21 protein-coding genes are annotated in these 24,348 nt (G+C 63.9%); 10 read left to right on the top strand and 11 right to left on the bottom strand.

Annotated elements, in window-relative coordinates:
• Positions 1 to 367: 367 nt before the first annotated feature.
• The 9 genes from msrQ to mrcB form a co-directional block, all read right to left on the bottom strand.
• On the bottom strand, positions 368 to 982 hold the full coding sequence (msrQ, locus tag G7007_RS13200; protein ID WP_181102385.1) for a protein-methionine-sulfoxide reductase heme-binding subunit MsrQ: 615 nt from the start codon (positions 980 to 982) through the stop codon (positions 368 to 370).
• Positions 982 to 1,995 carry a protein-methionine-sulfoxide reductase catalytic subunit MsrP gene (gene msrP, locus G7007_RS13205; protein WP_181102386.1) on the bottom strand — a complete coding sequence of 338 codons (1,014 nt, stop codon included), beginning with the start codon at positions 1,993 to 1,995 and terminating at the stop codon, positions 982 to 984. Before msrP ends, msrQ begins: the two co-directional genes overlap by 1 nt.
• Before the next feature lie 76 nt (positions 1,996 to 2,071).
• Complete coding sequence (gene pssA, locus G7007_RS13210) at positions 2,072 to 2,923, bottom strand: CDP-diacylglycerol--serine O-phosphatidyltransferase (RefSeq protein ID WP_181102387.1); 852 nt, start codon at positions 2,921 to 2,923, stop codon at positions 2,072 to 2,074.
• 148 nt (positions 2,924 to 3,071) lie between these two features.
• Positions 3,072 to 4,088, bottom strand: a complete 1,017-nt coding sequence (ilvC, locus tag G7007_RS13215; RefSeq protein ID WP_181102388.1) for a ketol-acid reductoisomerase — start codon at positions 4,086 to 4,088, stop codon at positions 3,072 to 3,074.
• A 52-nt stretch (positions 4,089 to 4,140) separates the two neighbouring features.
• Complete coding sequence (ilvN, locus tag G7007_RS13220; protein ID WP_060392506.1) at positions 4,141 to 4,632, bottom strand: acetolactate synthase small subunit; 492 nt, start codon at positions 4,630 to 4,632, stop codon at positions 4,141 to 4,143.
• Between the two features lies 1 nt (position 4,633).
• Positions 4,634 to 6,358, bottom strand: a complete 1,725-nt coding sequence (locus G7007_RS13225; protein WP_181102389.1) for an acetolactate synthase 3 large subunit — start codon at positions 6,356 to 6,358, stop codon at positions 4,634 to 4,636.
• A gap of 408 nt (positions 6,359 to 6,766) precedes the next feature.
• Positions 6,767 to 7,099, bottom strand: a complete 333-nt coding sequence (locus G7007_RS13230) for a YqcC family protein (RefSeq protein WP_181102390.1) — start codon at positions 7,097 to 7,099, stop codon at positions 6,767 to 6,769.
• Complete coding sequence (locus G7007_RS13235) at positions 7,096 to 7,872, bottom strand: tetratricopeptide repeat protein (protein ID WP_181102391.1); 777 nt, start codon at positions 7,870 to 7,872, stop codon at positions 7,096 to 7,098. The genes G7007_RS13230 and G7007_RS13235 overlap by 4 nt, the downstream gene beginning before the upstream one ends.
• Positions 7,873 to 7,908: 36 nt before the next feature.
• Complete coding sequence (mrcB, locus tag G7007_RS13240; protein WP_181102392.1) at positions 7,909 to 10,230, bottom strand: penicillin-binding protein 1B; 2,322 nt, start codon at positions 10,228 to 10,230, stop codon at positions 7,909 to 7,911.
• Positions 10,231 to 10,346: 116 nt separating this feature from the next.
• Here mrcB and G7007_RS13245 point away from each other — a divergent pair, with 116 nt between their 5' ends.
• The 3 genes from G7007_RS13245 to G7007_RS13255 all read left to right on the top strand — a co-directional run bounded on the left by G7007_RS13245 (position 10,347) and on the right by G7007_RS13255 (position 13,061).
• On the top strand, positions 10,347 to 11,906 hold the full coding sequence (locus G7007_RS13245; protein ID WP_181102393.1) for a bifunctional aminoglycoside phosphotransferase/ATP-binding protein: 1,560 nt from the start codon (positions 10,347 to 10,349) through the stop codon (positions 11,904 to 11,906).
• Between the two features lie 143 nt (positions 11,907 to 12,049).
• Positions 12,050 to 12,328: a TfoX/Sxy family protein gene (locus G7007_RS13250; protein ID WP_181102395.1), complete on the top strand. Its 279-nt coding sequence runs from the start codon at positions 12,050 to 12,052 to the stop codon at positions 12,326 to 12,328.
• Between the two features lie 388 nt (positions 12,329 to 12,716).
• Positions 12,717 to 13,061 (top strand): Rieske (2Fe-2S) protein, encoded by a 345-nt coding sequence (locus G7007_RS13255; RefSeq protein WP_181102450.1) that lies wholly within the window; start codon positions 12,717 to 12,719, stop codon positions 13,059 to 13,061.
• Here the strand turns inward: G7007_RS13255 and sfsA are convergent.
• The gene (gene sfsA, locus G7007_RS13260) at positions 13,030 to 13,737 is read right to left on the bottom strand and encodes a DNA/RNA nuclease SfsA (RefSeq protein ID WP_181102396.1); all 708 of its coding nucleotides are present in this window, start codon (positions 13,735 to 13,737) and stop codon (positions 13,030 to 13,032) included. The two genes, G7007_RS13255 and sfsA, sit on opposite strands and share 32 nt — an antisense overlap.
• Positions 13,737 to 14,909: a pyridoxal phosphate-dependent aminotransferase gene (locus G7007_RS13265; RefSeq protein WP_181102397.1), complete on the bottom strand. Its 1,173-nt coding sequence runs from the start codon at positions 14,907 to 14,909 to the stop codon at positions 13,737 to 13,739. The genes sfsA and G7007_RS13265 overlap by 1 nt, the downstream gene beginning before the upstream one ends.
• A 209-nt stretch (positions 14,910 to 15,118) precedes the next feature.
• Between G7007_RS13265 and dksA the strand changes: the two genes are divergently transcribed.
• The 7 genes from dksA to folK all read left to right on the top strand — a co-directional run bounded on the left by dksA (position 15,119) and on the right by folK (position 24,205).
• Positions 15,119 to 15,565, top strand: coding sequence for an RNA polymerase-binding protein DksA (dksA, locus tag G7007_RS13270; RefSeq protein ID WP_181102398.1), 447 nt, complete (start codon positions 15,119 to 15,121; stop codon positions 15,563 to 15,565).
• 63 nt (positions 15,566 to 15,628) lie between these two features.
• Positions 15,629 to 16,516, top strand: a complete 888-nt coding sequence (gluQRS, locus tag G7007_RS13275; RefSeq protein ID WP_181102399.1) for a tRNA glutamyl-Q(34) synthetase GluQRS — start codon at positions 15,629 to 15,631, stop codon at positions 16,514 to 16,516.
• A 539-nt stretch (positions 16,517 to 17,055) separates the two neighbouring features.
• Complete coding sequence (locus G7007_RS13280; RefSeq protein ID WP_003250005.1) at positions 17,056 to 17,232, top strand: hypothetical protein; 177 nt, start codon at positions 17,056 to 17,058, stop codon at positions 17,230 to 17,232.
• Positions 17,216 to 20,191: a sensor histidine kinase gene (locus tag G7007_RS13285; protein WP_181102400.1), complete on the top strand. Its 2,976-nt coding sequence runs from the start codon at positions 17,216 to 17,218 to the stop codon at positions 20,189 to 20,191. The genes G7007_RS13280 and G7007_RS13285 overlap by 17 nt, the downstream gene beginning before the upstream one ends.
• A gap of 4 nt (positions 20,192 to 20,195) precedes the next feature.
• A complete protein-coding gene (locus G7007_RS13290; protein ID WP_181102401.1) occupies positions 20,196 to 21,632 on the top strand; it encodes a sigma-54-dependent transcriptional regulator in 1,437 nt (478 codons plus the stop codon).
• Between the two features lie 709 nt (positions 21,633 to 22,341).
• Positions 22,342 to 23,724 (top strand): polynucleotide adenylyltransferase PcnB, encoded by a 1,383-nt coding sequence (locus G7007_RS13295; RefSeq protein WP_181102402.1) that lies wholly within the window; start codon positions 22,342 to 22,344, stop codon positions 23,722 to 23,724.
• Complete coding sequence (folK, locus tag G7007_RS13300) at positions 23,708 to 24,205, top strand: 2-amino-4-hydroxy-6-hydroxymethyldihydropteridine diphosphokinase (RefSeq protein WP_181102403.1); 498 nt, start codon at positions 23,708 to 23,710, stop codon at positions 24,203 to 24,205. The genes G7007_RS13295 and folK overlap by 17 nt, the downstream gene beginning before the upstream one ends.
• Positions 24,206 to 24,348: the final 143 nt, after the last annotated feature.

The raw sequence follows: 24,348 nt of genomic DNA on the forward strand, positions 1-24,348 counted from the left end.
TCACAAGCACCCACACGAATTGCTTGATTCAATTTGTTAAAGAGCGTTTGGCTGAGAAGCTTTCGTCTCAACCGAGGCGCGCATTCTACGCTGTCCTCGTTGTGTGTCAAGCGTTTATTTTGAAGTTCTTTTCGGGAAACCCTAACAACTTCAACCACTTGACTCGCTGCGATCTCTCGAAGCGGGAGGCGAATCATACAGCGTTACAACCTGCTGTCAACCACCTTTTTCACCGCTTCCGGTCGAAACCGAAGCCCTTCCAGCGCTATCTCGATTCAAACAACCTGTTGATTAACAAGGCGTTTATCGTTCCGAGTGCGTTGGAAGTGGTGCGCATTATAAGGGGATCTGAAACCCCGTCAACCCTTTATTTCGATTCATTTCGCTTTTTCCGGTTGAACCGTGGCAACCGTCGCCACACAGCCGGGATACGCAGCACCATCAGCACGAGCCCCACCCCTGCGTACAGGGTCCACTCCCCCAGATCGGAACGTACGATCCACAGGAAATGCAGCAGCCCCAACCCCAACACTGCATAGACGAGTCGATGCAAGGACCGCCAGCGTGCGCCCAGTCGCCGCTGACTGGCCTTGTTCGAGGTTACCGCCAGCACGAGCAGGCCCAAGAACCCCAGCGTACCGACGATGATGTAGGGCCGCCGACGCAACTCGACACCCAGCTGCCCGAGATCCAGCCCCAGCATGAACACCAGATAGCCGAGCAGGTGCAGCAGGATGTAGGCAAAGCTCCACAAGCCGATCTGCCTGCGCACCACGATCCAGCCTGCCCACCCGGTCATGCGCTGGAGGGGGCTCATGCACAGACTGACCAACAGGTAGATCAACCCTCCCAGTCCCAGGCGCGTGACCAGCACCTTGCCAGGATCAGGACCCAATTGGTTGCCCACGGCTTCGTAGAGCCACCAGGCCGGCAACAGGCAACCGAACAGAAACAGCGCCAGCCGTAGTCGTGGATAGCGCATCAATAGTACTTCCGCAGATCCAGCCCCGCGTACAAGCCACTGACCTGTTCGGCATAGCCGTTGAACATCAGCGTGTCGCGTACGTTCGGACTGAACAGCCCACTCGGTAGCCGTCGCTCATGGGCCTGTGTCCAGCGCGGATGATCGACCTGCGGATTGACGTTGGCATAGAAGCCGTACTCGTCGGGCGCCAAGCCTTGCCAGGTGGTCCTGGGCTGCTCGGCGACCAGGCTCATGCGCACGATCGACTTGATGCTCTTGAACCCATATTTCCACGGCACGACCAGCCGCAGTGGCGCCCCGTTCTGATTCGGCAGCTCGCGACCGTACATGCCGACGGCCATCAGGGTCAGCGGGTTCATCGCCTCGTCCAGGCGCAAGCCCTCCACATAGGGCCAGTCGATCAAGGCGAACCCCGAGCGCTGCCCTGGCATGTGCTCAGGATCACGAAGGGTTTCGAAGCGTACATAACGGGCCTTGGAGGTCGGCTGGACGCGCTTGAGGATGTCTGCCAACGGAAAGCCCAGCCACGGAATCACCATCGACCAGGCTTCGACGCAGCGCAGCCGGTAGATGCGCTCTTCCAGTCGGTAGGGTTTGACGAAGTCCTCCAGCGCGTACTGACCCGGCTCGTCGACTTCGCCATCGATCACCAGGCGCCAGGGTTCGGTCGGCAGACTCCCGGCGTTATCAGCCGGGTCGCCCTTGTCGGGCCCGAACTCATAGAAGTTGTTGTAATGGGTGGCGTCGCGAAAAGGCGTGATCGCTTCGTCCTTCACGGTCACCGCTTGCCAGCGTGTGGCAGCGAGCTTGTCGGTGAACCAGCCCGCTGGCTTGCCAGGCTCGACATCCGGGTAACGAGCACGGTCAGCGGCATGGCCGACGGAGGGCAAGGTACCGAGCGCCAACCCGGCCATTGCACCACCGAGCACACGACGGCGGGAGAGATAAAGGGATTCAGGCGTAACGTCCGACAGTTTGCAATCGGACGATTTGGGAAGCTGGATGAGCATGTCGACCCCACAGCACTGGACAAGGATGTACCAATAGACTGTAGGGCCGCAGGGTTATTCCCGCATTAAATCGATCTCACGCTTTACGGCGCCGTTTGCGCAGCAGGTACTGCACAGGCCCCGAAGCCGCATAGCCGAGGAAGATCAGCAGCAGGATGCGCGGTGGATCACTGAAGACCACGGCGAACACCAGCACCACCGCCAGGATGGCGACGAAGGGCACGCGACCCTTGAGGTCCAGCTCCTTGAAGCTGTTGTACTTGACGTTGCTGACCATCAGCATGCCGGCCGCCGCGACCAGCAGAGCCACCAGGAACGACAGCTTGGAGCCCTGAATGCCGTAGTCGCTGAAGGCCCAGACGGTACCCGCCACCACACCGGCCGCGGCCGGGCTCGCCAGACCGATGAAGTAGCGCTTGTCGGCGGTGCCGACCTGGGTGTTGAACCGTGCCAGACGCAGTGCTGCGCCAGCGACATAGATGAAGGCCACCATCCAGCCGACCTTGCCCATGTCGCCCAAGGCCCAGACGAAGGCCAGCAATGCAGGGGCCACACCGAAAGCGACCATGTCCGACAGCGAGTCGTACTCGGCACCGAAGGCGCTCTGGGTATTGGTCATGCGCGCCACGCGACCGTCGAGGCTGTCGAGCACCATGGCCACGAAGATCGCGATGGCGGCGAACGCCAGGTACTTGCTGCCCTCGTGCGCGTCGCCAGCGCTCAAATAGCCATGGGCGCTGATGGCGCTGATGATCGCGTAGAACCCGGCAAACAGGTTGGCGGTGGTGAACAGATTGGGCAACAGGTAGATGCCGCGATGCCGAACCTTGCGCCCTTCGGCGTCATGCCCCTCTTCAATGTGCTCATCGACAGGTAGCAGGCTTTCGGCGTCGGAGGGCGTGTGCGGCTCTTCGGGACGTTCGCTCATGGAGATTACCTTGCAACAGGATGGAAAGTATTCGACGCGGGCAGGCGACGGAGGTTCGACGCCTGCCCCTGGTCGCTTTATACCAGATGCGGGCGCCTGAACGAAAAAACGCGGCCGAGGCCGCGTTCTTCGTCACGTCAGGACAGGATCAGTTCTTGCTCTTGTCGACGATCTTGTTGGCCGAGATCCACGGCATCATCGAGCGCAGCTGCTCGCCGATGATTTCGATGCCGTGGGCGGCGTTGTTGCGACGCTTGGCGGTCATCGACGGGTAGTTGGTGGCGCCTTCGCTGATGAACATCTTCGCGTATTCGCCGTCCTGGATGCGCTTGAGTGCGTTGCGCATGGCCTTGCGGGATTCTTCGTTGATGACTTCAGGACCGGTCACGTACTCGCCGTACTCGGCGTTGTTGGAGATCGAGTAGTTCATGTTGGCGATACCGCCTTCGTACATGAGGTCGACGATCAGCTTCAGCTCGTGCAGGCACTCGAAGTAGGCCATTTCCGGCGCGTAACCGGCTTCGACCAAGGTTTCGAAACCGGCCTTGACCAGCTCGACGGTACCGCCGCACAGCACGGCCTGCTCACCGAACAGGTCGGTTTCGGTCTCGTCCTTGAAGGTGGTTTCGATGATGCCGGTGCGGCCACCGCCGACGCCTGCGGCGTAGGACAGCGCGACGTTCTTGGCGTTGCCCGACGCATCCTGGTAGATGGCGATCAGGTCAGGGATGCCACCGCCCTTGACGAACTCGGAACGCACGGTGTGGCCCGGGGCCTTCGGCGCGATCATGATCACGTCCAGGTCGGCGCGCGGCACGACCTGGTTGTAGTGGATCGAGAAGCCGTGGGAGAACGCCAGGGTCGCGCCCTGCTTGATGTTCGGCTCGATCTCGTTCTTGTACAGCGTGCCCTGGAATTCGTCCGGGGTCAGGATCATGACCAGGTCGGCAGCGGCGACGGCGGACGCCACGTCAGCGACTTTCAAGCCGTGGGCTTCTGCCTTGGCGACGGTGGCCGAGCCCTTGCGCAGGCCGACGGTGACGTCGACGCCCGAGTCCTTCAGGTTGCACGCCTGGGCGTGACCCTGGGAGCCGTAACCGATGATGGCGACTTTCTTGCCCTGGATGATGGAAAGGTCGCAATCTTTATCGTAGAAAACTTTCATGAACTACCCCTGTTATATCCTGGCTCGCGGGAGCCAACGCTAATTGTTGAAGTTAGATGCTGAGCACTTTGTCGCCCCGGGCGATGCCGGTGACGCCACTGCGAACGGTTTCAAGGATCGACGTGGTGCCGATCGCCTGGATGAAGCTGTCGAGCTTGTCGCTGGTCCCGCTCAGCTGCACGGTGTACACGCTGGCGGTGACGTCGACGATCTGTCCACGGAAGATGTCGGTGGTGCGCTTGATCTCGGCGCGCTGGGCGCCGGTGGCCTTGACCTTGACCAGCATCATTTCGCGCTCGATGTGCGCGCTTTCCGACAGGTCGACCAGCTTGACCACTTCGACGAGCTTGTTCAGGTTCTTGGTGATCTGCTCGATCACCTCGTCGTGGCCGATGGTGGTCAACGTCAGACGCGATACGCTCGGGTCCTCGGTCGGGGCCACGGTCAGGCTTTCGATGTTGTAGTTGCGTTGGGAAAACAGCCCGACCACGCGAGACAAGGCACCGGGTTCGTTTTCCAGCAGCAGGGAAATGATGTGCCGCATATCAGGTACGCTCCGTCTTGCTCAGCCACATGTCACGCATCGAGCCGTCCTTGATCTGCATCGGGTAGACGTGCTCGCTCCTGTCGACCTGGATGTCGATGAAGACCAGGCGATTCTTCAGGGCGAAGGCTTCCTCGAGCTTGGGCTTGAGGTCCTTCAGGCTGGTGATGCGAATGCCGACATGGCCATAGGCTTCGACCAGCTTGATGAAGTCGGGCAACGACTCCATGTAGGAATGCGAGTGGCGGCTGTTGTAGGACATGTCCTGCCACTGGCGAACCATGCCCAATACGCCGTTGTTCAGGTTGACGATCTTCACCGGCAAGCCGTACTGCAGGCAGGTCGACAGCTCCTGGATGTTCATCTGGATGCTGCCTTCGCCGGTGACGCAGGCCACGTCGTCGTCGGGGAAGCTCAGCTTCACGCCCATGGCCGCCGGGAAACCGAAGCCCATGGTGCCCAGGCCACCGGAGTTGATCCAGCGATTGGGCTTGTTGAAGCGATAGTACTGCGCCGCGAACATCTGGTGCTGGCCGACGTCGGAGGTGACGAAGGCATCGCCATTGGTGACTTCGCACAGGGTCTCGATGACCTTCTGCGGCTTGATCACTTCACCGTCGCCCTGGTCGTACGGGAACAGCCCACGGTTACCGCGCCATTCGTCGATCTGCTTCCACCACGTATCCATGGCCGCCTGGTCGGGCTGACCACCGATTTCCTTGAGGATGGCCTGCATGTCGGCGAGTACGCTGTCGACCGGGCCCACGATCGGCACGTCGGCCTTGATCATCTTGGAGATCGACGCCGGGTCGATGTCGATGTGGATGATCTTGGCGTTCGGGCAGAATTTGGCCGGGCCATTGATCACGCGGTCGTCGAAGCGCGCGCCGACAGCGAAGATCACATCGGCGTGGTGCATCGCCATGTTGGCCGGGTAGCTGCCGTGCATGCCGAGCATGCCGAGGAACTGGCGATCGGTACCGGGGTAGCCGCCCAAGCCCATCAGGGTGTTGGTGACCGGCAGGTTCAGCGCACGGGCGATCTCGGTCAGAGTTTCGGAACCACCACCGAGGATGACGCCGCCACCGGAGTAGAGGATCGGGCGCTTGGCCGCCAGCAGCATCTCGGCCGCCTTGCGGATCTGACCGGAATGGCCACGCACGGCCGGGCTGTAGGAGCGCAGCTTGACCTTCTTCGGATAGACGTACTCGAACTTCTCGGCCGGGTTGGTCATGTCCTTCGGAATGTCGACCACCACCGGACCGGGACGCCCGGACTCGGCCAGGTAGAAGGCCTTCTTCAGGACTTCGGGGATTTCCGAGGCATGCTTGATCATGAAGCTGTGTTTCACGATGGGCCGGGAAATACCGATCATGTCGGTTTCCTGGAAGGCATCGGTGCCGACCATGGTGCTGGGCACCTGGCCTGACAGGATGACCATCGGGATGGAGTCCATGTACGCCGTGGCGATACCGGTGATGGCGTTGGTGGCGCCTGGGCCGGAGGTCACCAGCACGACGCCGGCCTTGCCGGTGGCGCGTGCATAGCCGTCGGCCATGTGCGTCGCGGCCTGTTCGTGGCGGACCAGGATGTGCTCGATCTCTGGTTCCTTGAACAAGGCATCGTAGACATGAAGGAGAGCACCGCCAGGGTACCCGTAGATGTGCTTGATGCCCTCGTCACGCAAGAAGCGGACAAGCATCTCGCCGCCAGATAAAAGCTCCACGTTGTTCACCTCTAAAACGCCAGAGTACCGCCCGAGGGGCGGGGTCTTGATAGGTTTACTGCCAAGCAGAGCATGAGCGAACGTTCAGCACTGACTGAGCAAGTATTGGGAGCGTCCCTGAGTGTTTCGGGACCTTCCCACCCAGCGCGAGGTAACGCGTTGCGGGGTAAAACAGGTCGGCGCGGGTGTGCGCCTCATGTTCGGCTTGGCGGGTCTGCTTCTGGCAGTCCCCCTACAGCGGAAACTGGATTCTTGTGATTCGGCGGCGACAAGTCAAGAAAAATTATTGCCAATATTTCCAAGACTTCAATTACAGTCACCACAAACGAGAACGCTTGCAGCAGGAAAATAAAGATTTCCATAAAAAAGGGCCACAATCTGCGGCCCTGAGAGGTAAAACCGAAAAAATCAGGCGGATGGCGCGATCAATTGGTCGAATACGGCCAGCAAGCGCCGTAGCTCGCGACTTTGCTCAGGACGGTCGACATAGACCGTTTCGGCCATCACCAGGATGCCCGAGGCCTGGGGCAGTGGCAGGCCCTGCTCGAGGATCTGCGTCATGCGCGGCAGGAAGATCCATTGCAGCCATTGCTCGAAACGCAGGCTGTCGAGCGCGAAAGGCACGGTGCTGGCCAACGCCTGCTCGCTGGGCGGGGTGTGATCCCACCAGCCCTGCACGCGCAGCTCATGCTCGATCAACAGCAATTGGTCGGCGATGTTCAGGATGCGCGGCTCCATCACGAGGCGACCTGGGCTTTCTGGCGAGCCAAGGCCGCGCCGGCGCTGTCGCCCTGCTTCTCGCGAGCCTGGGCGATCACGTTCCACAGCTCGGCTTGCAGGTTCGGTCGTCCGTTGGCGTAGGACAACGCCCGACGGGCCAGTTGCTCGGCCTGCGCGGCATCGCCCTGTGCCAGACGCACCTGGGCCAGTCGGAACAGCACCTGGGGTTCACGCGGCGCGATGCGCTGGGCACGCTCGAGGCTCGACGAAGCCCCGTTGAAGTCGCCACCACCCTGCTGTTGCTGGGCCGTGGTCAACAACGCCAGCACCGGGCCGTCGAGCTGCTCGTCGGCCGACAGGCCACCACTGGCTGCCGTGTTGCTCCGTGGAATGCCGGTAGGCGTACTGGCGGCTGCAGGCTTGCTGGCCGCTGCGGCGTCCATGGCGGCGATGTCGAACGGCTCATCGTCCGCGGCAGGCCCTGGCGTGATCGGCGTCGTGCTGATCGGCGCCGCCGCGGTCGAGGCCGGGAACGTCTGGATCGGCGCAGCACCGGCGCCCTGCGGCACCATGACCGTGACACCGGTATCGGTCGGCATCGACTGGGCCTGCGCGGTGCCTCGGTTGACCGAGGCGGCCGGCGTGCGATTGGCCTGGACACGCTCGCTGTTGGACACCCGTGTGCTCGAATCCACCACCGGGATCGAACCGCGTGGAACGCTGGAGCAGCCATGCAGCATGGCCAGCGCCGTCAAGGCAGGAAACCACCACTTGTTCACGTCACACCCTCTCATGCATCCGGTGGCCCGCCCAGATGGCAGGCCACGCATTCAGTTCATCCAGCCCTTGACCCAGTCCATGACCGAGTCTTCGGCCTCGGGCTGAGCGTTGCAGGCGGCGCCGGCAGGCGGTTCGCTGCCGCGAATATACGGCATCTGCACGGCTCCCGGACAGCTGGCATCGGAGCCTTTGCCCGAGTAGGGGTCGATCCAGGCCTGGACGATGTTGTCCGGCTGCGGCATGTCCAGCGGCAACGGGTCGGCCTTGCGCATGAAGCTGGTCCACACCTGCAAGGCGCCGGTCGCCCCAGTGAAGGGCGTCTTGCCGTTGTCGTCGCGGCCCAGCCAGACCACGGCCAGCAGGTCCTGGCTGAAGCCTGAGAACCAGCTGTCGCGCGAGTCGTTGCTGGTGCCGGTCTTGCCCGCCAGGGTCAGCGAACTGGGTAGCGTGTTGTAGACCGAGCGGCCGGTGCCTTCACGCATGACCCGCTGCATGGCGTTCTGCACCAGGAAGATGGCGCCTGGATCGAAGGTCTGCTGGATCTGGAACGGGTAACGCTTGAGCGGCTCGCCTTCGGCCGTCAGCACGCTGCGGATACCACGCATGGGCGTGTTGAAGCCGCCGTTGGCCAACGTCTGGTACATGGTCGCCACCTGCACCGGCGACATGCCGCCAGCGCCCAGCAACATCGCTGGGAACGGCGGCCAGTCGACGTCGACGCCGAGTCGCCCGATGGTCTTGATCACGTTGGGTACGCCGACTTCCAGGCCGATCTTGGCGGTGGACAGGTTGTAGGAATGCGCCAGCCCTTGGTAGAGGTAGATGGTCCCATGGGGCTTGCGCTCATAGTTCTGCGGCCGCCAGACCTGGCCGTCGGCGCCCTTGACCGAGAACGGCTCGTCCTGCACCCAGCTGGTCAGGGTGTACTGGCTGGGCTTTTCCAGCGCCGTCAGGTAGACCGCCGGCTTGACCAGCGAGCCGATCGGCCGTACGGCATCGATGGCCCGGTTGAAACCGGCGAAGCCGGCCTGACGGCTGCCGATCAGCGCCTGCACCTCACCGGTTTCCGGGTTGGTCACCACCATCGCCGACTCGACCTCGTCGGCGCCCTTGCGCCCGGCCAGGCGTTTGAAGGTCTCGGTCATGGCCGACTCGGCTTTCATCTGCAGGATCGGGTCGAAGCTGGTGAAGATGCGCAGGCCTTCTTCGGTCAAGTCCTCGTCGCGATAGTCTTGACGCAATTGACGCTTGACCAGGTCGAGGAACGCCGGGAACGAGCTGTCGGCCAGGCTGCCGCGCCGGGTCACGCCCAGAGGCATCTTCTTCGCCGCATCGACCGCTTCCCGGGTCGCCACGCCCTGCTCGGCGAGCAGATCGAGCACCAGGTTGCGGCGGTTCAGGGCGCGTTCGGGGTGGCGACGCGGGTTGTAGTAGGACGGCCCCTTGACCATGCCCACCAGCAAGGCCACCTGGTGCAGCTTGAGTTCCGACAGCGGTTGGCTGAAGAAGAACTGGCTGGCCAGGCCGAAACCATGCACCGCGCGCTGACCGTCCTGACCGACGAACACCTCGTTGAGGTAGGCCTCGAGGATCTCGCGCTTGTCGTAGTGCAATTCCAGCAGCACGGCCATCATGGCCTCGGTCAGCTTGCGGCTCAGGCTGCGCTCGTTGGTGAGGTAGAAGTTCTTCACCAGCTGCTGGGTCAGGGTACTGCCGCCCTGGCGCATGGCACCGGACGAGGTGTTGACCCAGATCGCCCGGGCGATGGACTTGGGCGAAACGCCCATGTGGCTGTAGAAGTCACGGTCCTCGACCGCCACCAGGGTCTCGAGCAGGTAGGGCGGCACCTGGTCGATCTTGATCAGGATGCGGTCCTCAAGGTTCTTCGGGTAGATGCCGCCGATCATCAGCGGCTCCAGGCGCACCACGTCGAGCTTGGCGCCATTGGCCCCGCTGAGCCCGGCCACGTAGTCGCCGGAGAAGCGCACGCGCACGAACTGCGCCGGCTCCAGCCCTTCGTAGAACTGGAAGCCACGGGTGTTGATGTCGACCGTGTTGCCGTTGACCGACGCCGCGCCCGGGCCATTGGCCGAACTTTCGCGTCGGTAGCCGAGGGCATCGAGCTCGGTCAGGAAGTCGTCACGGCTGAGTTTCTGGCCGCTGAACAGCTCCAGGGGCCGGGCGTAGACCTTGGCCGGGATCGACCAGCGTTTGCCGGCGAACTTGTCCTGGACGACGGCGTCGAGGTAGACCGCAAAGCCGGCGAGTATCACCAGGCCGACCAGGCTGAGCTTGAGGGCCCAGCCCAGCCAGGCGCGAGCGCGTCCGGTCGGGCGTTTTTTGGAGGTGCGGGAGGTCTTGGTACGAGTCATGGCGGCGGATTATACGCACTTTGCTGAGGCTGGGCAGGCGCCCTCTGGCGGTTTGCAGGGGCGCCACCATTGACCATAATGACGGATTCGAATTCCCTGACCCAGAAGGATCGCCCGTGAGCCAAGCTCTGATCAACGCGCTGCAGAACCCCGCGCTCTACCCGCACCCCGTCGACGGCTTCCAGCTGATCGAGACGCACATCTCCTGGGTCCTGCTGACCGGTGACTACGCCTACAAGATCAAGAAGCCGATGAACTTCGGCTTTCTCGACTTCACCGACCTGAGCCAGCGTGCCCACTTCTGCAACGAAGAACTGCGCCTCAACCAGCGCCTGACCGAAGGCGTCTATCTCGACGTCCTGCCGATCACCGGCTCGGCGGAGGCGCCGCAACTAGGCGGTCAGGGCGAGGCGATCGAATACGCCCTGAAGATGCGCCAGTTCCCCCAGGCGCACATGCTCAACACCCTGCAGGCCAATGGCGAACTGACCGCCGCGCACATCGACCAGATGGCCGCGCAGATCGCCGATTTCCACCTGCACGCACCGACCGTCCCTGTGGAGCACCCGCTCGGCACGCCGGAGAGCGTCATGCAGCCGGTGGAGCAGAACTTCGAGCAGATCCGCCCGTTCCTCACCGACGCGGCCGACCTGCAGCAGCTCGACGGCCTGCAGGCCTGGGCCCAGAGCAGCTTCGAGCGCCTGCGCCCGCTGCTGGAGGCACGCAAGGCCGGTGGCTTCATCCGTGAATGCCATGGCGACATCCACCTGGGTAACGCCACGCTGATCGACGGGCAGGTGGTGATCTTCGACTGCATCGAGTTCAACGAACCGTTCCGCCTGACCGATGTGTACGCCGACATCGCCTTCCTGGCCATGGACCTGGAGGACCGTGGCCTGAAGAGCCTGTCGCGGCGCTTCGTCAGCCAGTACCTGGAGCTGACCGGCGACTACGAGGGGCTGGAGCTGCTGAACTTCTACAAGGCCTACCGTGCCCTGGTACGGGCCAAGGTCGCCCTGTTCAGCCTGGCGCCGGACAGCACCGGCGTGCAGCGCGCCACGACGCTGCGCACCTACCGCAACTACGCCAACCTGGCAGAAAGCTACAGCGCTATCCCGTCGCGCCTGCTGGCCATCACCCACGGCGTCTCGGCAGTGGGCAAGAGCCACGTGTCGATGCGCCTGGTCGAAGCCCTGGGCACGATTCGCGTGCGTTCGGATGTCGAGCGCAAGCGCCTGTTCCCCGAACAGGTCCTGGACGAGCAGGCGCTGCATGCCGGCCTGTACGACCCCCAGGCCAGCCAGAAGACCTACCAGCGCCTGCACCACCTGGCCGCCGTCATCCTGCGCGCCGGCTTCCCGGTGGTGCTCGATGCCACCTACCTCAAGCGCGACCAGCGCCAGGCTGCTGCCGCCATCGCCAGCGAGACGGGCGTGCCCTTCGTGATTCTCGACTGCCACGCGCCGGACGCGGTGATCGCCAGCTGGCTGCAGCAACGCCAGGCCGAGCAGCGCGATCCGTCCGATGCCACGCTGGAGGTGATCAAGGCGCAACAGGCCGAGCGCGAACCCCTGGATGCCGAAGAGCAGGCCTTCAGCAAACGCGTCGACACCCAGGCCTGTGCCAGCATGGATAGCCTGATCGACCAGATCCGCCACTCTCTGCCAGGCTTGTAAGGCCGAGCCGGGCCGACGGCGCCTGCAACAGGCAACCCGTCGGCCATTGGGGCATGCGTCCACACGGCTGCCCCCCGCCCCGCTACACTGCTGTGATTCGCCTGCCTTCCCTGACCCGCCGCCTGCCACAGCAAGGAGCCTGGATGAACGACGAGTTGCAAGGCCTGAAGAATCTGGGGAAAACGTCCGCGCAGTGGTTGCATGCCGTTGGCATCCACAACGAATCCGACCTGCGTCGGCTTGGCGCCGTCGGCGCCTATCAGGCCGTCAAGACACGTGGCTTCCGAATCTCCAAGGTACTGCTGTATGCGATAGAGGGTGCCTTGCTCGACGTCCACTGGAACGAACTGTCCCCGGACCACAAGCGCGCACTCGAACAACGGCTCCTGTCTCAACCCGACGCCCGGACCCTCGAAAAATAAAGTTCACAAAGCCATTGACTGTGAAATGAGAATCGTTATGATTATCACAACTGGTCGCGAGACTGGTTGGGTAATCTGGAAGACCTTGGTTCGGACGTTCAGATTATCTCCTCATCAGGCTAATCACGGTTATTGACCCGGCACTTTGCCGGGTCTTTTTTTGCGTGCTCGATCAGTAGGCTGCTGCCTGAAACGGGTCAGCAGGCCACGGTTTCCGGTCTTTCCCCAGATACTGCACGCCCTCGCGCCACGCCTCTTTCACGCCCGCGTGCTTGCCGGAAACCACGAGACTTCGCACTATGGCGCCCTCGATCGTCAGGAAACCGAGCCAATGCCGTTCAACGCTTCCCCTGGGTCCGCCACCGACGAGCGTTCGCCACCGCCCGGCATGACGCGCCTGTGCCGCTCCGATGCACTCCCCGAGGGCGCCAGCCGTCTGTTCGAGCGCCAGGACACAACGCTGTTCGCGGTCCGTCACCAGGGCCGTGCCTACCTGTACGTCAACCGCTGCCCGCATCGCCACGTACCCCTGCACTGGCAGGACGGGGGGTTTCTCGACGACAGCGGCAGCCTGATCCGCTGCGCCCGGCATGGCGCGCTGTTTCTGATCGAAGACGGCGAGTGTGTCACGGGGCCCTGCGAAGGACAGCGCCTGCAACCGGTCAGGTGCTGGGAAGATGCGAACGGTCTCTGGGCCGCGCCTACAGCCTCACCGGCAACGGGCGGTCGATGACGATCCCCGTGGTCTCTACGCGCGTGCCGTAGGCCAGCACCTCGACACCATCGCGCACCGCCGCGCGCAAGGCTTGGGCATAGGCGTCGTCGATCTCCTGGGCCGGGCGCACCGCCTCGATCCCGCTGAGGTTCACGCAATACAGCTGCACCGCACGCACCCCTTGCCGGGCCAGGCTGGCCAACTCGCGCAGGTGCTTGGCGCCGCGCTGGGTCACTGCATCCGGGAACGCCGCCACGGCACTGTCCGGGTACCCCAGGGTCACGCTCTTGACCTCGACGTAGGCCGGCCCCTCGGCGTACTTCAGGTAGAAATCCACCCGGCTGCGCTCCTCGCCATAAGCGACTTCGCGGCGCAAGGCGTCGAACCCGGCCAGTTCGGTGATCACCCCGGCCCGCAGCGCTTCTTCGACCAGCGCATTGGCACGTCCGGTATTGATGCAGGCCAACCGGCCTTGAGGCGTTTCGCTCAACTCCCAGGTACCGGGCAACTTGCGCTTGGGGTCGTTGGAGCGGGTGAACCAGACATCGCCGCCCTCACGCATGCAGTTGAGCATCGACCCGGTATTGGGGCAATGAATGGTCAACTGCTCGCCACTGGCCAGCTCGATATCGGCCAGAAAACGCTTGTACCGGCGCAGCAGCCGTCCTCGCTCGAGCTCAGGGGAAAACAGCATCAGCCCTGCCACCCCTGCAAGCCACGGGCGATGCGCTGCACCGCTTCTTCGAGGCGAGGCAGGCTCTGGGTATAGGCGAAGCGCACATGGTGCCCGGCCAGATGCCGGCCGAAATCCAGCCCAGGCGTGAAGGCCACGTGCTGGCTCTCCAGAAAGTGCTGGCAGAAGCCGAACGCATCGCCGCCGAACGCGCTGATGTCGGCGTACAGGTAGAACGCGCCTTGCGGTTCGACCTCGATGCGAAAGCCCAGCGCGCGCAATGCCGGCAGAAGGTAATCGCGCCGCAGGGCGAACTCGGCGCGGCGCGCCTCGAAGATCGCCAGGGTGTCTGGTTCGAAGCAGGCCAGCGCGGCGTGTTGGGCCATGCTCGGCGCACTGATGTAGAGGTTCTGCGCCAGCTTCTCCAGGTCGGCCACCGCCGCGGGTGGCGCGACCAGCCACCCCAGCCGCCAGCCGGTCATGCCGAAGTACTTGGAGAAGCTGTTGAGCACGAAGGCGTCCTGGTCCACCTCCAGCACACTGGGCGCGTCCATGCCGTAGGTCAGCCCGTGATAGATCTCGTCCACCACCAGGTGACCGTCCTGGGCGCGCACGGCCTGCGACAGGTTCGCCAGCGCCTCGCGGTCGAGTACCGTACCGGTGGGGTTGGCAGGCGAGGCCACCAGGGCGCCGACGGTCTGCTCGTTCCAGCACCGATGCACGTGTTCGGGCGTCAGTTGATAGTTCTCATCCGGTCCGACCGGCACCAGTTGCGCGCCCCCTTCGACCAGGCGCAGGAAGTGCCGGTTGCAGGGATAGCCAGGGTCGGCCAACAGCCAGTGCTTGTCGGGATCGACCAGCAGGCTGCTGGCCAGCAGCAGCGCGCCTGAGCCGCCGGGGGTGATCAGGATCCGCTGCGGGTCGACGTCCACCCCGTAGCGCTCGCCATAGAAGTGTGCGATGGCCTGGCGCAAGGCGGGCAACCCGCGCGCGGCCGTGTAGCGGGTATGCCCGGCGGCCAGCGCTGCCTGGCCGGCCTGCACGATGGGCGCGGCGGTGGTGAAGTCCGGCTCGCCGATTTCCAGATGGATCACATCGTGCCCGGCCGCCTGCAGCTCGTTGGCCCGCGCCAGCAGGGCCATGACGTGAAACGGTTCGATGGCGCGACTACGCTGGCTATAGGGTGAGGGCATGGTTTTCTTCCAATCCGAACGGAACTGACAATTCTGCCAGGAAGCGGCGAACGTGTACTGCACGCCGCTGTCCATTAGCACGATGCAGGCGGGGTAGCATACCGCACCCTCTATCTGGTAAGTTCGGCGGCTCACAGTCGCAGGGCCGGCAGGTGCCGGAGATGGAGCAAGCCTGTGCATTGGATCAGAGAGTGAGAGGCGGTCTATTCATGTCCACCCAAGAAAAGCATAAAAGCAGTCAACATTACGATCAAATAGGACCTTACCAAGTCGCCAAAGGTGAGGAGTACATGGGCGAGCCCATGCGGGCTCACTTCACCAGCCTGCTCAATGCCTGGAAGCAAGATCTGATGCAGAGCGTGGATCGTACGGTCGACCACATGAAAGACGAAGCCGCCAACTTCCCGGACCCGGCCGACCGTGCCAGCCAGGAAGAGGAGTTCGCCCTGGAACTGCGCAACCGCGATCGCGAGCGCAAGCTGATCAAGAAGATCGACAAGACCCTGCAGAAGATCCAGGACGAAGATTACGGCTGGTGCGAATCCTGTGGCATCGAGATCGGCCTGCGCCGTCTGGAAGCCCGTCCGACCGCCGACCTGTGCTTCGACTGCAAGGAAATTGCCGAGAAGAAGGAAAAGACGGTCGGCAAAGGCTGATCGTCCTTCCACCTGAACGGGGCGCACCATGCGCCCCGTTTCGTTTGCCGACCCAACCTGCCCATGACCGACTCCCGTTACATCGGACGCTTCGCCCCCACTCCCAGCGGCTTCCTGCATTTCGGCTCCCTGGTCGCTGCCCTGGCGTCCTGGCTGGATGCGCGTGCCGTCGACGGCCGCTGGCTGCTGCGCATCGAGGACACCGATCCGCCACGCGAGATGCCAGGTGCCCGCGATGCCATCCTGCGGACCCTCGAATCCTACGGCCTGCACTGGGACGGCGAGGTGGTCTGCCAGAGCCAGCGCCATGATGCCTATGCCGCCGTGGTCGACCGCCTGTTCAGCCTGGGCCTGGCCTATGCCTGCACCTGTTCGCGCAAGCAGCTGGAAGGTTACAACGGCCTCTATCCAGGCTTTTGCCGCAACGCCGGGCATGCCCGCGAAGGCGCGGCCATCCGCCTGCGGGTGCCGGAACTGCTCTACCGTTTCACCGATCGGGTGCAGGGCGAGTATGCGCAGCACCTGGGCCGTGAGGTGGGCGACTTCGTCATCCAGCGCCGTGACGGGTTGTATGCCTATCAGCTGGCGGTGGTGCTGGACGATGCCTGGCAGGGCGTGACCGACATCGTGCGCGGCGCCGACCTGCTGGACAACACCCCGCGTCAGCTGTACCTGCAAGAGCTGCTGGGGTTGTCGCAGCCACGCTACCTGCACATCCCCCTGCTCGTGCAGCCGGATGGCCACAAGCTGGGCAAATCCTACCGTTCGCCGCCGCTGCAGGGGGACCAGGCGACGCCCCTGTTGCTGCGGGCCCTGCGCGCACTGGGGCAGGAAACCGAGCCGCAGCAGAGGCAGGCGACACCGGCCGAAGTCCTGGCCGTGGCCCGCACGCGGTGGCGGCCGGAGGCGATTGCCCGGACGACGACGATGCCTGAAGCGGACTTGCGCTGAGCGTTTGCTGACCCGCTCAAGGGTCTCTCCTCTGCACTGATGTGTCAGAACGCCGTCGCCTTTCACTCAGGCAACTGTCTTTTCTGCTTTGTCTTTCCTGTGCTCATCAATGGGCGGGGACTGTGCCGCGAGACCGGTGTGGGAGCCGGCTTGCCGGCGACAGGGCCTGGTCACGCGCCGCCTGCATCGCGGGCAAGCCCGCTCTCACAGGATGCTTGCAGCTTTGCTTGCTCGACAGGCTGCAAGGGGCTAGGTGGGAGCTGGCTTGCCAGCGATAGGGCCCCGTCACGCCACCTGCATCGCGGGCAAGCCCACACCCGTAGCGTCATCTCGGCCTTATAGGCAGATACGATCCTTGCGAGAGGCCTGAACGCTCGCTGCACTCACCCACGAGAACAGCCGGACAGACTTGTCCCGTACAAAAGCAAACCCCGCCAAATCAACCTCTTGGCGAACCCCGGCGATTCCCGCTAGCATCCCCTCGGTCACGTGCGCCGACAAGGCGCCCACGCCTGTAGCGCCCAACCCTCGAGGCCAGCATGTACATCTATCGTTTGGTCCTGCTTCTGGTGGTGGGGATCTACCTGTTCTCGCCCGCCATCATGGATTGGTGGATCGAACCGACCGGTGCCTGGTATCGCCCTTACCTGCTCTGGCTGATCCTCATCGTCGTCACCTTCATTCTGCAGAGCCAACGAGATGCCGATGAGCTTTAGCCTGACCCAGCTGATCCTGATCAGCGCCGCCTACCTGCTGGTCCTGTTCGGCGTGGCCTGGGTCAGTGAACGCGGCCTGATCCCGCGTGCGGTGATCCGCCACCCGCTGACCTACACCCTGTCGCTCGGCGTCTATGCCAGCGCCTGGGCGTTCTATGGCTCGGTCGGCCTGGCCTATCAGTACGGCTACGGCTTTCTGGCGGTGTACCTGGGCGTGTCCGGCGCGTTCCTGCTGGCGCCGGTGCTGCTCTACCCGATCCTGAAGATCACCCGCACCTACCAGCTCTCGTCGCTGGCCGACCTGCTGGCGTTTCGCTTTCGCAGCACCTGGGTCGGCGCGCTGACCACCCTGTTCATGCTGATCGGCGTCCTGCCCTTGCTGGCGCTGCAGATCCAGGCGGTGGCCGACTCGATCAACATCCTCACCGGCGAGCCGATCAAGGCGCGGGTGGCCCTGGCTTTCTGCGCCATGATCACCCTGTTCACGATCTTCTTCGGTTCACGTCACATCGCCACGCGTGAAAAGCACGAGGGCCTGGTCTTCGCCATCGCCTTCGAGTCGGTGATCAAGCTGCTGGCCCTGGGCGGGATCGGGCTGTATGCGCTGTACGGCGTATTCGGCGGGCCGCACCAGCTGGAAGTCTGGCTGCTGCAGAACCAGACCGCGCTGGCGGCCCTGCACACCCCGTTGCAGGAAGGCCCCTGGCGCACCCTGCTGCTGGTGTTCTTCGCCTCGGCCATCGTCATGCCGCAGATGTACCACATGGCCTTCACCGAGAACCTCAACCCCCGCTCGCTGGTGAGCGCCAGCTGGGGGCTGCCGCTGTTCCTGCTGCTGATGAGCCTGGCGGTGCCGCTGATCCTGTGGGCCGGGCTGCGCCTGGGCGCCAGCACCAACCCGGAGTACTTCACCCTGGGCCTGGGCATCGCCGCCGACAGCCCGGCCTTGGCCCTGCTGGCCTACGTCGGCGGCCTGTCGGCTTCCAGCGGGCTGATCATCGTCACCACGCTGGCGCTTTCGGGCATGGCCCTGAACCACCTGGTCCTGCCGCTCTACCAGCCACCGGCCGAGGGCAACATCTACCGCTGGCTGAAGTGGACGCGCCGTGCGCTGATCGTGGCGATCATCGCCGCCGGTTTCGTGGTCTACCTGACCCAGAGCAACCACCAGAGCCTGGCCAACCTCGGCATCGTCGCCTTCGTCGCCACCTTGCAGTTCCTCCCCGGCGTGCTCTCGGTGCTGTATTGGCCGACGGCCAATCGGCGCGGTTTCATCGCCGGGCTGCTGGCCGGTTTTCTGGTATGGATGATCACCATGCTGCTGCCGATGCTCGGCAACCTGCAAGGCTTCTACATCCCGTCGCTGGACATGATCTACGTGCTGGACGACACCAGCTGGCACATGGCGGCGATCGCTTCGCTGGCCGCCAACGTCCTGCTCTTCACCCTGATCTCGCTGTTCACCAACGCCAGTGCCGAAGAGGTCAGTGCCGCCGAGGCCTGCGCGGTGGACAACGTGCGCCGGCCGCAGCGGCGTGAACTGCACGCCGCCTCGCCCCAGGAATTCGCCACCCAGCTGGCCAAGCCGCTGGGCGCCAAGGCGGCGCAGAAGGAAGTCGAACAGGCCCTGCGCGACCTCTACCTGCCCTTCGACGAGCGACGTCCCTATGCCCTGCGTCGGTTGCGCGACCGCATCGAGGCGAACCTCTCCGGCCTGATGGGGCCGAGCGTCGCCCAGGACATGGTCGAGACCTTCCTGCCGTACAAGTCCGGTAGCGAGAACTACGTCACCGAGGACATCCACTTCATCGAAAGCCGGCTCGAGGACTACCATTCGCGTCTGACCGGCCTGGCCGCCGAACTCGATGCGCTGCGCCGCTACCACCGCCAGACCCTGCAGGAGCTGCCGATGGGGGTCTGCTCGCTGGCCAAGGATCAGGAGATCCTGATGTGGAACAAGGCCATGGAAGAGCTCACCGGCATCGCCGCCAAGCACGTGGTCGGCTCGCGCCTGACCACCATCGACGAGCCGTGGCGCGCGCTGCTGCTGGACTTCATCAACGTGCCTGACGAACACCTGCACAAGCAGCGCCTGGCACCGGACGGCCAGAGCCGCTGGCTCAACCTGCACAAGGCCGCCATCGCCGAGCCCCTGGCCCCTGGCAACAGTGGCCTGGTGCTGCTGGTCGAGGACCTGACCGTCACCCAGGCCCTGGAAGACAAGCTGGTGCATTCCGAGCGCCTGGCCAGCATCGGGCGCCTGGCCGCCGGCGTAGCGCACGAGATCGGCAACCCGATCACCGGCATCGCCTGCCTGGCGCAGAACCTGCGCGAGGAGCGCGAGGACGATGGCGAGATCACCGAGCTGTCGGGGCAGATCCTCGAGCAGACCAAGCGCGTGTCGCGCATCGTGCAGTCGCTGATGAGCTTCGCCCATGCCGGCGGCAGTCACCAGAACACCGAAGAGCCGGTCTCGCTGGCCGAGGTGGCGCAGGATGCGATCGGCCTGCTGGCGCTCAACCGGCGCAACTTCGAGGTGCAGTTCTTCAACCTGTGCGACCCGGAACACTGGGCCGAGGGGGATCCGCAACGCCTGGCCCAGGTGCTGATCAACCTGCTGTCCAACGCCCGCGACGCATCACCGCCGGGGAGCGCCGTGCGCGTACGCAGCAGCGCGTGCGAGCACACCGTCGACCTGATCGTCGAGGACGAAGGCACCGGCATTCCCAAGGCGATCATGGACCGTCTGTTCGAGCCGTTCTTCACCACCAAGGACCCTGGCGAAGGAACCGGGCTCGGGCTCGCACTGGTCTATTCCATCGTGGAAGAGCATTATGGACACATCACGATCGACAGCCCGGCCGATATCGAACGGCAACGAGGTACCCGGATTCGCGTGACCCTGCCCCGGCATGTCACCGCGACGTCCCCCGAGAATCGAGACCGTCGAGAGAATTGAATCAATGCCGCACATTCTGATCGTCGAAGACGAAACCATCATCCGCTCGGCCCTGCGCCGCCTGCTGGAGCGCAACCAGTACCAGGTCAGCGAAGCCGGTTCGGTGCAAGAGGCCCAGGAGCGCTTCAGCATCCCCGGCTTCGACATGATCGTCAGCGACCTGCGCCTGCCCGGCGCACCGGGAACCGAGCTGATCAAGCTGGGCGAAGGTACGCCGGTGCTGATCATGACCAGCTACGCCAGCCTGCGCTCGGCGGTGGACTCGATGAAGATGGGCGCGGTGGACTACATCGCCAAGCCGTTCGACCACGACGAGATGCTACAGGCGGTATCCCGCATCCTGCGCGATCACCAACGCACGCCGGCCCCCACTGGCGAAACGCGGCCTGCGAGCAAACCGGTCGTTGGCGACAAGGCCGCGCCTGCGGCGAATGGCAATGGCGACATCGGCATCATCGGTGCCTGTGCACCGATGCAGGATCTGTTCGTCAAGATCCGCAAGGTCGCGCCCACCGACTCCAACGTCCTGGTGCAAGGCGAATCGGGGACCGGCAAGGAGCTGGTGGCCCGTGCGCTGCACAACCTGTCGCGACGCGCCAAGGCGCCCATGATCTCGGTCAACTGTGCGGCCATCCCGGAAACCCTCATCGAATCGGAACTGTTCGGTCACGAGAAAGGCGCGTTCACCGGTGCCAGTGCCGGGCGTGCAGGGCTGGTGGAAGCGGCGGATGGCGGGACCTTGTTTCTCGACGAGATCGGCGAACTGCCGCTGGAGGCGCAGGCCCGTCTGCTGCGGGTGCTGCAGGAAGGCGAGATCCGCCGGGTCGGTTCGGTGCAATCGCAAAAAGTCGACGTGCGCCTGATCGCCGCGACCCACCGGGACCTGAAGAGCCTGGCCAAGATCGGCCAGTTCCGTGAAGACCTGTACTACCGCCTGCACGTGATCGCCCTGAAACTGCCGGCCCTGCGTGAGCGCGGCAGCGATGTGAACGAAATTGCCAAGGCGTTCCTGGCCCGGCACGCTACACGATTGGGGCGCGATGACCTGCGCTTCTCTCACGAAGCCGAGCAAGCCATTCGTCACTACGGCTGGCCAGGTAACGTACGTGAGCTGGAAAACGCCGTGGAGCGTGCCGTCATTCTGAGCGAGAGCGCAGAGATCTCGGCCGACCTGCTGGGCATCGACATCGAGCTGGGCGATCTCGAGGACGACGGCCTGTTCGAGGACTCGAACGTCAACGGTACCGGCCCGAGCAACCATGAGCCCACCGAAGACTTGTCGCTGGAAGACTACTTCCACCACTTCGTGCTCGAGCACCAGGACCACATGACCGAGACCGAGCTGGCCCGCAAGCTGGGCGTGAGCCGCAAGTGCCTGTGGGAGCGCCGTCAGCGCCTGGGCATTCCACGGCGCAAGAGCAACGTGGCCAGCGAAGGCTGACATTCAGGAAGGCGGCACTGGCCGCCTTCGTGCTTTCAGGGAGCGATCCGGCTCCTGCCTCCGGCAAAACTGTTACCTCACCGGCCTCTGGCGTAACAGTCCGAGGCGTACGGTAACGAAATCTTTCCCCTGCGACAGCCCGTCGCAGACACGCTTGCCCGGAACCCCCCGGTTTTACGGGGTTTCGCAAAGTTGGCACGGCACCTGCTATAGGCTTAGTACAAAAACAATAACAAGCATGGCAAAACAGAATAAGAACAAGACGAATCGGCTCACGCACAATAAGAACAAGACGGCGGAGGCGCAGCTAACTGATTCTTTTGGAGAGGAATGGTGTTTGGGGCTTGCCCCACGATCTGGCAGAGAACAACAAAAACTGCACTGAAAAGCAGCGCCTGAACAGATTGGATCGGTTGATCAGCATGACTCGGCGTCCAAAGCAATCCGTTTGCTCTTCACTCCCGGCTTGGGAGTGACCCACAGGAGGTATCCGTGGGTAGGGCACTCAACAAAAACAAGAAGCCCGCTAGAAAAACAACAAGAGCACGCAACGACTTTCCTGGGGAGCTTCGGCTCCCCTTGTCGTTTCCGGCCTCCAGCACCCTGCTCGTCCCGCCTACACCATTCCTCGAGTAAATGCTAGAATCCCCGCCCATCATGCGGCCATTCACTCATTCTTGGCCGAACATTCCTTCAAACAGTGCCTCCCATGCTGAAGAAGCTGTTCCAGTCATTCCGCCCTCCCGTCGGGGGCCAGCACCATCGGCGCACCACGCCCGAGGTGATCAACAGTAGCCAACACTCGCTGCAGCGCGGCCAGTTCAGCCGCCACGCCGTCGGCATCGTCGAACGCCTGCAAGCCGCAGGCTATCAGGCCTACCTGGTCGGCGGCTGCGTGCGGGATCTGCTCCTGGGCATCCAGCCCAAGGACTTCGACGTCGCCACCAGCGCCACGCCTGAGCAGGTACGCGCCGAGTTCCGCAATGCGCGGATCATCGGCCGTCGCTTCAAGCTCGTGCACGTGCAGTTCGGCCGCGACATCATCGAAGTCGCTACCTTCCGTGCCCATCACTCGGACGACGACCAGTCCGACACGCACCGTTCGTCGCACAACGCCAGTGGTCGCATCCTGCGCGACAACGTCTACGGCACGCTCGAAGACGATGCGCAGCGGCGCGACTTCACCATCAATGCGCTGTACTACGACCCGGTCACCGAGCGCATTCTCGACTACGCCAACGGCGTACACGACATCCGCAACCGCCTGATCCGCCTGATCGGCGATCCGACCCAGCGCTACCAGGAAGACCCGGTGCGCATGCTGCGGGCCGTGCGTTTCGCCGCCAAGCTCGACTTCGGGATCGAGAAGCACACCTTCCAGCCCATTCGCGAGCTGTCGTCGCTGCTGCGGGAAATCCCGCCTGCCCGACTGTTCGAGGAAGTGCTCAAGCTGTTCCTGTCCGGCCATGGCGCGCTGGCGTTCGAGATGCTGGTCGACCTGGAGCTGTTCCAGGCGCTGTTCCCGGACAGCGCCCATGCGCTGGACGAACGTCCGACCTACACCCACACCTTGATCAGCCAGGCGTTGACCAACACCGACCTGCGCGTCAGCCAGGGCAAGCCGGTCACCCCAGCGTTCCTGTTTGCCGCGCTGCTGTGGCCGGCCTTGCCGGGGCGTGTGCTGTACCTGCAGAGCCAGGGTGTTCCGCCGATTCCGGCCATGAATGCCGCGGCCAACGACCTGATCGCCGACCAGTGCCAACGCATCGCCATCCCCAAGCGGTTCACCTTGCCGATCCGCGAAATCTGGGACATGCAGGAACGCCTGCCCCGGCGCAGCGGCAAGCGCGCCGACCTGCTGCTGGACAATCCACGCTTCCGCGCCGGGTACGACTTCCTGCTGCTGCGCGAAAGCGCCGGCGAGCAGACCGACGAGCTGGGCCAGTGGTGGACCGACTATCAGGATGCCAACGACAGCGAGCGTCGCGGCATGATCCGCGACCTGGGCAGCCGCGACGAAGGCACCGCACCGCGCAAACGCAAGCGCAGCAACAGCAAGCGCAAGCAGGGCGGCGATGACAGCTGGGACTGACAGGCGCGTGCGCGCCTACATCGGCCTGGGCAGCAACCTGTCCGCGCCGACGGCCCAACTGCACAACGCCGTACAGGCGCTGGAGACGCTTCCAGGGTCGCGCCTGGCAGGCGTGTCGTCGTTCTACACCAGTGACTCGCTGCTGCCCGGCCAACCGCGCTACACCAACGCCGTCGCGGCACTGGACACCACACTGGCGCCGCTGGCGCTGCTCGATGCGCTGCAAGCCATCGAGCAGGCACAGGGCCGTGAGCGACACGAGCGCTGGGGCCCGCGGACCCTGGACCTGGACATCATCCTGTTCGGCGAGGCCCTCATCGACGAGCCCCGCCTGAAAGTGCCGCACTACCACCTGCAGGCACGCGCATTCGTGCTCTATCCCCTGGCCGAACTGGTCCCGGCCGACTTCCAGCTGGCCGATGGCCGCCGCCTGGCGGACCTGCTGCAGGCTTGTCCGCTCATCGGGCTGGAACGCCTGTAACCTTCGCGCCCCACGCATCGGTAACACCGCAGCGCACAGGGTAACGCCGCGGTAACAGGATCATTGACTTCCCCAGCCTCGCTCACGACTATAGGCGGCCCGTGGCCCCTGCCGTCACGGCCGTAGACCATGAACATCACGTA

The organism is Pseudomonas entomophila (assembly GCF_013523125.1).
In the GTDB taxonomy this organism is placed as follows: domain Bacteria; phylum Pseudomonadota; class Gammaproteobacteria; order Pseudomonadales; family Pseudomonadaceae; genus Aquipseudomonas; species Aquipseudomonas entomophila_B.